The organism is Rhodoferax sp. (assembly GCF_039922535.1).
GTDB lineage: Bacteria > Pseudomonadota > Gammaproteobacteria > Burkholderiales > Burkholderiaceae_C > Rhodoferax_B.
In genome coordinates this window covers 1-9,963 of sequence record NZ_JBDTEM010000056.1, presented here as the reverse complement: position 1 = coordinate 9,963, position 9,963 = coordinate 1, and the positions used below count along the sequence as shown (strand labels likewise).

The 9,963-nt window shown below is 62.1% G+C and carries 11 protein-coding genes; 1 reads left to right on the top strand and 10 read right to left on the bottom strand.

All coding sequences use genetic code 11. The features are described from left to right. The coding region (locus ABI213_RS02330) for an SAM-dependent methyltransferase (RefSeq protein ID WP_348025950.1) at positions 1-179 on the bottom strand (179 nt) is incomplete at its 3' end. Positions 180-200: 21 nt separating this feature from the next. Between ABI213_RS02330 and ABI213_RS02325 the strand changes: the two genes are divergently transcribed. Then, complete coding sequence (locus ABI213_RS02325) at positions 201-683, top strand: YhbY family RNA-binding protein (RefSeq protein ID WP_348025948.1); 483 nt, start codon at positions 201-203, stop codon at positions 681-683. Between the two features lie 12 nt (positions 684-695). Here ABI213_RS02325 and ABI213_RS02320 read toward each other — a convergent pair whose 3' ends face one another. The 9 genes from ABI213_RS02320 to fabZ form a co-directional block, all read right to left on the bottom strand. After that, positions 696-1,109, bottom strand: a complete 414-nt coding sequence (locus ABI213_RS02320; RefSeq protein ID WP_348005092.1) for a DUF4149 domain-containing protein — start codon at positions 1,107-1,109, stop codon at positions 696-698. A 17-nt stretch (positions 1,110-1,126) separates the two neighbouring features. Beyond that, positions 1,127-1,603 carry a transcription elongation factor GreA gene (greA, locus tag ABI213_RS02315; protein WP_348005091.1) on the bottom strand — a complete coding sequence of 159 codons (477 nt, stop codon included), beginning with the start codon at positions 1,601-1,603 and terminating at the stop codon, positions 1,127-1,129. Between the two features lie 34 nt (positions 1,604-1,637). Continuing rightward, a complete protein-coding gene (gene carB, locus ABI213_RS02310) occupies positions 1,638-4,889 on the bottom strand; it encodes a carbamoyl-phosphate synthase large subunit (protein ID WP_348005090.1) in 3,252 nt (1,083 codons plus the stop codon). Further along, positions 4,889-6,052 carry a glutamine-hydrolyzing carbamoyl-phosphate synthase small subunit gene (gene carA / locus ABI213_RS02305; protein WP_348005089.1) on the bottom strand — a complete coding sequence of 388 codons (1,164 nt, stop codon included), beginning with the start codon at positions 6,050-6,052 and terminating at the stop codon, positions 4,889-4,891. The genes carB and carA overlap by 1 nt, the downstream gene beginning before the upstream one ends. Positions 6,053-6,225: 173 nt before the next feature. Continuing rightward, a complete protein-coding gene (locus tag ABI213_RS02300; RefSeq protein ID WP_348005088.1) occupies positions 6,226-7,002 on the bottom strand; it encodes an RNA methyltransferase in 777 nt (258 codons plus the stop codon). After that, on the bottom strand, positions 6,999-7,643 hold the full coding sequence (gene rnhB / locus ABI213_RS02295) for a ribonuclease HII (protein WP_348014604.1): 645 nt from the start codon (positions 7,641-7,643) through the stop codon (positions 6,999-7,001). Before rnhB ends, ABI213_RS02300 begins: the two co-directional genes overlap by 4 nt. Beyond that, positions 7,606-8,763, bottom strand: a complete 1,158-nt coding sequence (gene lpxB, locus ABI213_RS02290; protein ID WP_348014605.1) for a lipid-A-disaccharide synthase — start codon at positions 8,761-8,763, stop codon at positions 7,606-7,608. Before lpxB ends, rnhB begins: the two co-directional genes overlap by 38 nt. Beyond that, entirely contained in the window at positions 8,763-9,551 is a 789-nt protein-coding gene (gene lpxA / locus ABI213_RS02285; RefSeq protein ID WP_348007721.1) for an acyl-ACP--UDP-N-acetylglucosamine O-acyltransferase, read from the bottom strand. Before lpxA ends, lpxB begins: the two co-directional genes overlap by 1 nt. A gap of 11 nt (positions 9,552-9,562) precedes the next feature. Beyond that, positions 9,563-9,963: 3-hydroxyacyl-ACP dehydratase FabZ (gene fabZ, locus ABI213_RS02280; protein WP_348025946.1), on the bottom strand; the 401-nt coding region annotated here is incomplete at its 5' end.

Here is a 9,963-nt window from a genome sequence, read left to right as displayed (position 1 = left end):
CCCAAATCGACCACCAGCTGACCGGGCTTGATAAGGTGAAAAGTCTCGTCGATTTCCTTCAATTTATAGGCTGCCCGGGCGCGATATCCCTCGCGTTTAGCCAGCACGACATAAGGATCGTTGACGTGGTCGTTAAGCCACGCCTTGTTGACTTTTTTACTTTGTGTTTTAACTTTCATCTTGGCCTTGATAATACGCACATGTCTCAAATACAACTTACCCCTGCCCAGCGCAAGGTGCACCGCGCCGAAGCCCACCATTTAAACCCTGTGGTGATGGTCGGCAGCGACGGCCTCACCCCCGCTGTCGTCAAAGAAGTCAACCTCGCGTTGAACTCCCACGGCCTGATCAAGGTCCGCGTTTTCTCGGACGACCGCGTCGCCCGCGAAGCCATGTTCCTGGCTTTGGTCGACGAACTCAGCGCGGCCCCCATCCAGCACATCGGCAAGCTGCTGGTGCTGTGGCGCCCGCAACCCGAAATCACCAAAGAACGCAAAGTGGACGAAAACCGCATGGCCGGACCACGCGATTTCAAGGTGCTCAAGCACAGCACCCGTGGTGGCCAACGGCCTGAAGTGAAAACACTGCGCGTGCTGGGCAACCAACGCCTGACCGCAGGCGGCACGGTGAAGCGCGCCAAACCAAAGCCCAAAACCAGCCTCAAGAAACGCAGCCAGACTTGATCTAGACCTTATTTAGACGCTGGGGGCCGACACTTTCCACAGTGTTGCGCCCGCTGCAAGCCATTGCAGCAAATACAGGCCACTCCCCAGGCCATGCCACAAAGCCAAATTCTCCCGCGCCACGATGTGCGGCGAGATGGCAAATTCCACCAGCACTGCAGCCAATAACCCGAATGCTACAAAAATAGTAGCTTCGTGCGCAGGTGCTATCTGCGCCAGACTCTGTTTTGACCTCAAAACTAGCAGTAAGACCAGCGTGCAGGCCATCGACAGCCAGGTCTGCGCCGTAAACAGCTTGGCGGCCATGCCACCGGCCATGGCCGGGGTGGGCAACACGGCAAACAACATAGGCACCACCATAAAGCCCAGCGTGCTCAGGCTGCCCCACCAGAGGGCCGCCAGCAATACGGGCAAACGTTGGCGCATCACGTTGTCAATAGCGATCAGATATAGCTGACAGCCATTACCTCATAGCGCTTGATGCCACCCGGTGCGTTCACCTCGGCGGTATCGCCCACTTCCTTGCCAATCAGGGCGCGGGCAATCGGGCTGGAGACGTTGACGCGACCCAGCTTGAGGTCGGCCTCGTCTTCACCGACGATCTGGTACTGCACGGCCTGGCCGCTGTCTTCGTCTTCCAGATCGACCGTGGCACCGAACACCACACGGCCACCCGCATCCAAAGCGGCGGGGTCGATAACCTGACAGGTAGACAGCTTGCTCTCCACCTCCTGGATACGGCCTTCAATGAAGCCCTGGCGGTCTTTGGCGGATTCGTATTCGGCGTTTTCGCTCAGGTCACCCTGGGCACGGGCTTCGGAAATCGCGTTGATGACCCAGGGGCGTTCAATGGTCTTGAGTTTGTGTAGCTCGGCCTTGAGGGACTCAGCGCCGCGCTTAGTGATGGGGGTAGTAGCCATAGTCAGTTTCGAAATTTCTCTTCAAGCCGCGGGTTTAAGCGGTCAATTGGGCATGCATCTCTTGCACCGAGATGACACCGAGGTCGTCCAGGTACTGCATGCCTTCCACCGCCGCTTCGGCACCAAAAATGGTGGTAAACGTGGTGACGCGGGCCAACAAAGCCGAGGTGCGTATGTGGCGTGAATCGGCAATTGCGTTGCGGCGCTCTTCTACGGTGTTGATGACCAAGGCAATCTCGTTGTTCTTGATCATGTCCACGATGTTCGGGCGCCCTTCGGTGACCTTGTTGACCGTGGTGCAGGCAATGCCCGCAGCCTGGAACGCCACCGACGTGCCCTTGGTGGCAATCAAATCAAAGCCCAGCGCCGCCAAACCGCGCGCCACTTCCACGGCACGCGCCTTGTCGTTGTTTTTCACCGACACAAACGCCTTGCCAGAACGCGGCAGCTTGGTGCCCGCGCCGATTTGCGACTTCACAAAGGCTTCGCCAAAGGTCTTGCCCACGCCCATCACCTCGCCAGTGGACTTCATCTCGGGGCCGAGAATCGTGTCTACGCCGGGGAACTTGACGAACGGAAACACCGCTTCCTTGACGCTGAAATACGGCGGAGTCACTTCCTTGAAGATGCCCTGCGTATCCAGCGACTGGCCGACCATGCAACGCGCGGCCACCTTGGCCAACTGGATGCCGGTGGCTTTGCTCACAAACGGCACGGTACGCGAGGCACGTGGGTTCACTTCCAGCACGTAGATCACATCCTGGCCGTCCACATGCTGGATGGCGAACTGCACGTTCATAAGGCCCACCACCTTCAGCGCATGCGCCATAGCGGTGGTCTGGCGTTTGATCTCGGTCACCGTCTCGGCCGACAGGTAATACGGTGGCAGCGAGCAGGCCGAGTCGCCGCTGTGCACGCCGGCTTGTTCGATGTGTTCCATCACACCGCCGATGAACACGCGGGTGCCGTCGCAGATCGCGTCCACGTCGCATTCGATAGCGTCGTTCAGGAAGCGGTCCAGCAGCACCGGCGAATCGTGGCTGACCTTGACGGCCTCGCGCATGTAGCGCTCCAGGTCACGCTGCTCGTGGACGATTTCCATGGCCCGACCGCCCAGCACGTAGCTGGGGCGCACCACCAGGGGGTAGCCCAGGGCGGCGGCTTTTTCCAGCGCTTCGGGCTCGGTACGGGCCGTGGCATTGGGTGGCTGGCGCAGGCCAAGTTCGTGCAGCAGCTTCTGGAAGCGCTCACGGTCTTCGGCCGCGTCGATCATGTCGGGGCTGGTGCCGATGATGGGCACGCCATTGGCCTCCAGGTCGAGCGCCAGCTTCAGCGGGGTTTGCCCGCCGTACTGCACGATCACGCCGAAAGGCTTTTCCTTATCGACGATTTCCAGCACGTCTTCCAGCGTCAGCGGCTCGAAGTACAGGCGGTCGCTGGTGTCGTAGTCGGTGGACACGGTTTCGGGGTTGCAGTTGACCATGATGGTCTCGTACCCGTCTTCGCGCATGGCCAGCGCGGCGTGCACGCAGCAGTAATCAAACTCGATGCCCTGGCCGATACGGTTCGGACCACCGCCCAGCACCATGATCTTCTTCTTGTCGGTGGGCGCGGCTTCGCACTCGCCGCCCTCGGCTTCGTAGGTGGAGTACAGGTAAGCGGTGTCGGTGGCGAACTCTGCCGCGCAGGTGTCCACGCGCTTGTAGACCGGGCGCACGCCCAGGGCACGGCGGGCATTGCGCACAGCGGTATCGGTGGTCTTGAGCTGCTTGGCCAGGCGGCGGTCGGAGAAGCCTTTTTGCTTCAGAGCGCGCAGCGTGGCGGCGTCGATATCTTCGAGGGACTTGGTTTCCAGTTCCAGCTCAATCTTCACGATCTGCTCGATCTGCACCAGGAACCAGGGGTCGATCTTGGTCAGTGCGAACACTTCGTCCACGGTCCAGCCGGCGGCGAACGCATCACCCACGTACCAGATGCGGTCTGGGCCGGGCTCGCCGAGTTCTTTTTCTAAGACTTCGCGGTCCTGGGTTTTCTCGTTCATGCCGTCCACGCCCACTTCCAGGCCGCGCAGGGCTTTCTGGAAGGATTCCTGGAAGGTGCGGCCCATGGCCATGACTTCGCCAACCGACTTCATCTGCGTGGTCAAACGCGAATCGGCCGTGGGGAATTTTTCAAACGCAAAACGCGGAATCTTGGTGACCACGTAGTCGATGCTGGGCTCGAAACTGGCCGGCGTAGCACCATTGGTGATTTCGTTGCGCAGCTCGTCCAGCGTGTAACCCACAGCCAGCTTGGCCGCCACCTTGGCAATCGGGAAACCGGTGGCCTTGGAAGCCAGTGCCGAGGAACGCGATACACGCGGATTCATCTCAATCACCACCATGCGGCCATCTTCCGGGTTGATGGAGAACTGCACGTTAGAGCCGCCGGTATCCACGCCGATTTCGCGCAACACAGCCAGGCTGGCGTTGCGCAGCAGTTGGTATTCCTTGTCGGTCAGCGTTTGGGCCGGGGCCACGGTGATCGAATCACCGGTGTGCACGCCCATGGGATCCAGATTCTCGATCGAGCAGACGATGATGCAATTGTCGGCGGTGTCGCGCACCACTTCCATCTCGTACTCTTTCCAGCCCAGCAGCGATTCTTCGATCAGCAGCTCGTTGGTCGGCGAGGCTTCCAGGCCGCGCTTGCAGATGGTCTCGAACTCTTCCGAGTTGTAGGCGATGCCGCCACCGGTTCCGCCCAGGGTGAAGCTGGGGCGGATGACCGTGGGGAAACCCAGGGTCTTCTGCACGGTCCAGGCTTCTTCCATGCTGTGCGCGATACCGGAGCGGGCCGAACCCAGGCCGATCTTGGTCATCGCGTCCTTGAACTTCAGACGGTCTTCGGCCTTGTCGATGGCTTCGGGCTTGGCACCGATCAGCTCCACTGGCTTGCCGGTGGCCGCGCCGGTGTACTTGGCCAGCACGCCGTTGTGCCACAGGTCCAGCGCGCAGTTCAGCGCGGTCTGGCCGCCCATGGTGGGCAATATCGCATCGGGACGCTCTTTGGCGATGATCTTCTCAACCGTCTGCCATGTAATAGGCTCGATGTAGGTGACATCGGCCGTGGCCGGGTCGGTCATGATCGTCGCAGGGTTGCTGTTGATCAGGATGACGCGGTAGCCCTCTTCGCGCAGCGCCTTGCAGGCCTGCACGCCGGAGTAGTCGAACTCGCAGGCCTGGCCGATGATGATCGGGCCCGCACCAATGATGAGGATGGATTGAAGGTCTAGGCGTTTAGGCATTAGTTTTTCTCCATCAGCGCGATGAAGCGGTCAAACAGGTAGCTGATGTCGTGCGGGCCGGGCGAAGCCTCGGGGTGGCCCTGGAAGCAGAACGCGGGCTTGTCGGTACGGGCCAAGCCTTGCAGCGTGCCGTCGAACAGGCTGATGTGGGTGGCGCGCAGGTTGGCGGGCAGCGTGCTCGCATCTACCGCAAAACCATGGTTTTGGCTGGTGATGCTGACGCGGTTGTCGTCCAAATCCTTCACCGGGTGGTTGGCACCGTGGTGGCCGAACTTCATCTTGAAGGTCTTGGCACCACTGGCCAGAGCCATGATCTGGTGACCCAGGCAGATGCCGAAGGTGGGGATGCCGGATTCGATCAAGGTGGCTGCTGCGGCAATCGCGTAGTCGCAGGGCTCTGGATCACCAGGGCCGTTGGACAGGAAGACACCGTCTGGCTTGAGCGCCAGCACGTCAGCAGCGCTGGTTTGCGCGGGCACCACGGTGACCTTGCAGCCGCGGCTGGCCAGCATGCGCAGGATGTTGAACTTAACCCCAAAGTCATACGCCACCACATGGAAGCGTGGCGCATCCTGGTTGCCGTAGCCACCGACCAGATTCCATTCGGTCTGCGTCCAGGTGTAGGACTCCTTGGAGGAGACCACCTTGGCCAGGTCCAGGCCCGCCATGCTGGGCGCAGCCTGGGCCGCAGCCACGGTCTGGGCGGTGTTCTCGGCATTGACGCTCTGGCCTGCGGGCAGCGCCAGAATGCAGCCGTTTTGCGCGCCGTGGGTGCGCAGGTGGCGGGTCAGCTTGCGGGTGTCGAGGTTGGCGATGGCGACCGTCTTTTGCTGGACCAGGTAGTCGGACAAAGTGAGGTGGCTACGGAAGTTGGAGGCAACCAGCGGCAGGTCCTTGATGACCAGACCGGCGGCGTGGACGCGGGCGGCTTCCATATCTTCCACATTGACACCGGTATTGCCAATGTGCGGGTACGTCAGGGTGACGATCTGCTGGCAGTAGCTGGGGTCGGTGAGGATTTCCTGGTAGCCGGTCATGGCGGTGTTGAACACCACCTCACCCACGGTGGAGCCGGGGGCTCCAATGGAGTTGCCAAAAAAGACCGTGCCGTCTGCGAGCGCCAAGATGGCGGATGGGAAGGTTCCCTTGAGAGACAAAAGCACTGGGTTCTCCGAAATAGTTACGGGTACGCCCACGCTGACCAAGAGAGAACTCTTGCAAATGCTTTGGAGGGGGATGCGGGGCAGGCGCTAGGCGTACAGGGATGCGGGAAAGCCCACGATTATAGCCGAGCACTGTTGCAGATCCCAGCCCAAACCACGGGCAAACCCTCGAACTATCCGTGCCCTGCCGACGAAGCATGCAGGCAAATCGCTGCCGCTGCAGCCACGTTCAGTGACTCTTCGCCGCCCGGCTGGCCGATCCGCACCGATACCTTGGCACGTGCCAGCAGGGCCGGGCCCACGCCCTGCCCTTCGTGGCCCATGGCCCAGGCGCAGGGAAACGGCAGCTTCTGGTCTTGCAACAACGCGCCCTGGTGAGAGCTGGTGACGACCAGCGGCACGGTCAAAGCATCCAGCGCCTCGGGCTCCACGCCTTCGACCAGGCGCAGACCGAAATGCGCACCCATGCCCGCGCGCAGGACTTTGGGGCTCCACAGCGCCGCCGTGCCTTTGAGGGCGATGATTTGCTTAAAGCCAAAGGCCCCGGCGCTGCGCAAGATGGAGCCGACGTTGCCCGCGTCCTGCACCCGGTCGAGGATGACGCTCGCGGCTGCCGGGTCCAGCCCGGCCGAGCCGGGCAAATCCACCACAAAACCCATCTGGGCGGGTGATTCCAGGCTGCTGAGGTCGACAAACAGCGTATCGGCCAATACTATGGTTTTAGTAGCTGCCTGCGCATACTGCACCTGCGCTAGAGGCCAAAAAGACTCTGAAAAAATAGCCAGTGCTGGTTTCCAGCCCCGGGCCAAAGCTGCGCGGCACAGGTGGTCGCCTTCCAGCCAGACGCGGCCCTGCTTGCGGTAAGCCGTGCTGTCTTGCGACAGGCGGCGCAACTCTTTGAGCAGCGGGTTATCGCGCGACTGGATGTGGGTGATGGGATCGGAACTCATGCCAGCACCGCCGTAAGAGGCATCCGTGCCATCACCTGTGTGACGGGTGCGAAAGTTTTGCGGTGCAGCGGGCAGGCCCCGTGCGCCTGCAGCGCCGCCAAGTGTGCCGCAGTGCCGTAGCCCTTGTGCCCGGCAAAGCCGTACTGCGGATAGTCGGCATCCACCTGGGCGCACCAGCGGTCGCGGGTGACCTTGGCCAGGATGGACGCGGCAGAAATCGCGGGCACCAGGGCATCGCCCTGAACGATGGCCTCGCTGGTCATGGCCAGCACGGGCACCCGGTTGCCGTCCACCAGCACGTGGCCGGGCTTGAGGCGCAAGCCTTGCACGGCGCGCTGCATGGCCAGCATGGTGGCTTGCAAGATGTTGAGCGTTTCGATTTCTTCCACGCTGGCCTCGGCAATCGAGCAGCACAGGGCTTTGGCGAGAATTTCATCAAACAGCTGGGCGCGGCGTTTGGCGGTGAGCTTTTTGGAGTCGGCCAGGCCCGCAATCGGCTGGCGTTCGTCCAGGATCACAGCAGCGGCCACGACCGGCCCGGCCAGCGGGCCGCGCCCAGCCTCGTCCACGCCGGCGACCAGGCCCCGTATGGGCCAGGTCAGCTCAGCTTGCGCGGGTAGCGATAATTTTTTGGATGGCATCGGTGGCTAACTGGGCGGTATCGCGCTGCAGGCTGTGGTGCAGCGCGGTGAATGTGGCTTCAAGGGCCGCGATTCTCGCAGAGGCCGCAGGCTGCAGCCACTGCAGGCAGGCGTCTGCCAGGGCCTGCGGCGTGGCCGCGTCTTGCAACAGCTCGGGCACCACGAAATCGCGGCACAGAATATTGGGCAAACCCACCCAGGGCTGGAGCTGCTTGCGCTGCATCATCCGCCACGAAAACCAGTGCATGTTGTAGGCAATCACCATGGGCCGCTTGAACAGCGCTGCCTCCAAAGTGGCCGTGCCGCTGGCGATCAGGGTCAGGTCGCAGGCCGCCAGCACGGTGTGCGACTGGCCGAGGACGATCTGGATGCGCCCGGCCATGCCCGCAAGTGCGGCCATCGCCTCGATTTCGGTTTTCAACGAAGGAATCGCGGGCACTACAAATTTAATAGCTGGCTGCGCAAGTAGCATCTGCGCTGCAGCCTGAAAGAACCGTAAAGCCAGGTATTTGATCTCGGACCGGCGGCTGCCGGGCAGGATGGCGACCACGGTGTCATCCATGCCCAAACCCAGCTTCTGCCGTGCGGCTGCGCGGTCGGGGTTCAGCGGAATGACGCTGGCCAGCGGGTGGCCCACATAGGTGGCGGCAATGCCGTGCTGGGCCAGCAGATCGGGCTCGAACGGAAAGATACACAGCACATGGTCGGCGGCGCGGCGGATCTTTTCCACCCGGTCGGCGCGCCAGGCCCAGATGGACGGACACACGAAGTGCACGGTGGGGATGCCCTGCTCTTTCAACGCCGCTTCCAGCCCAAGATTGAAGTCGGGCGCGTCCACGCCAATAAATACGTTGGGCCGCTCGCGCAACAGGCTCTGGCGCAATTTTTTACGGATGCCCAACAATTCCCACAGGCGGCGAAACACGTCCATGTTGTAGCCGTGGACGGCCAATCGCTCGCTGGGCCATTGGGCCTGGAAGCCGCGCTGGGCCATCTGCGGGCCGCCAATGCCGCTAGCCTGCAAATCGGGCCAGCGGGCACGCATGCCGTCCAGCACCAAGCCCGCCAGCAGATCGCCAGAGGCCTCACCTGCCACCATGGCGATGCGGGGGGCGGACATTAACGGGCGATACCGCTGACCGAACTGCCCAGGAATGCATCCATCTGCGCTACGTCTGCCGCTGCCTCAGGCACTTCGGCAGCCAGCGCCTGGATGGCGGTACGGGCTTCGTCCAGGGTTTTGCCCTGGCGGTACAAAAATTTATGCATCTCGCGGATGGCCCGCAGGCGCACGTCCGAGAAGTCGCGCCGCTTCAGGCCCACCAGGTTGACCGCGCGCACCGCCAGCGGGTTGCCGTCCACCACCATAAAAGGCGGTATGTCTTTGGCCACATGGCTGGCAAAGCCGACCATGGTGTGGGCACCGATGCGCATGCGCTGCAGCACGCCGGTCAAGCCGCCCACGGTGGCCCAGTCGCCCACTTGCACATGCCCGGCCAACGTGGTGTTGTTGGCCATGGTGATCTGGTCGCCCAGCAGGCAGTCGTGCGCGATGTGCACGTAGGCCATGATCCAGTTGTCGTGGCCGATGCGGGTCACGCCCGCGTCTTGCACAGTACCCAGGTTGAAGGTGCAGAACTCGCGCACGATGTTGCGGTCGCCAATCACCAGCTCGGTGGGTTCACCAGCGTATTTTTTGTCTTGCGGCACCGCACCCAGCGAGTTGAACTGGAAAATGCGGTTGTCACGGCCAATGGTGGTGTGGCCTTCGATCACGCAGTGCGGGCCAACGGTAGTACCCGCCCCGATTTTGACGTGCGGGCCGATCACCGTGTACGGCCCCACCGACACCGAGCCGTCCAACTGCGCGGACGGGTCTACCAGGGCAGTAGCGTGGATAGCGGTCACGCGCGCAATCCTTAAGCGATGGTGCGCATGGCGCAGGTCAGCTCGGCTTCGACCGCCAGCTCGTCGCCCACGGTGCCCTTGCCCTTGAACTTGAAGATACCGGACTTCATACGTACCAGCTCCACGTCCAGCATCAGCTGGTCGCCGGGTTCGACCGGGCGCTTGAAGCGGGCGTTGTCGATGGCGGCAAAGTAGTACACGGTGTCGTCGTCAGGCGATTTGTTCAGCGCGTCAAACGCCAGCAAGGCAGCCGCCTGGGCCAGCGCCTCCAGCATCAGCACGCCGGGCATCACCGGGCGGCGCGGGAAATGGCCTTCAAAAAACGGCTCGTTGATGGTGACGTTTTTGAACGCGCGGATGGACTTGGATTTTTCGATGCTCAGCACCCGGTCCACCATCAGAAAGGGATAGC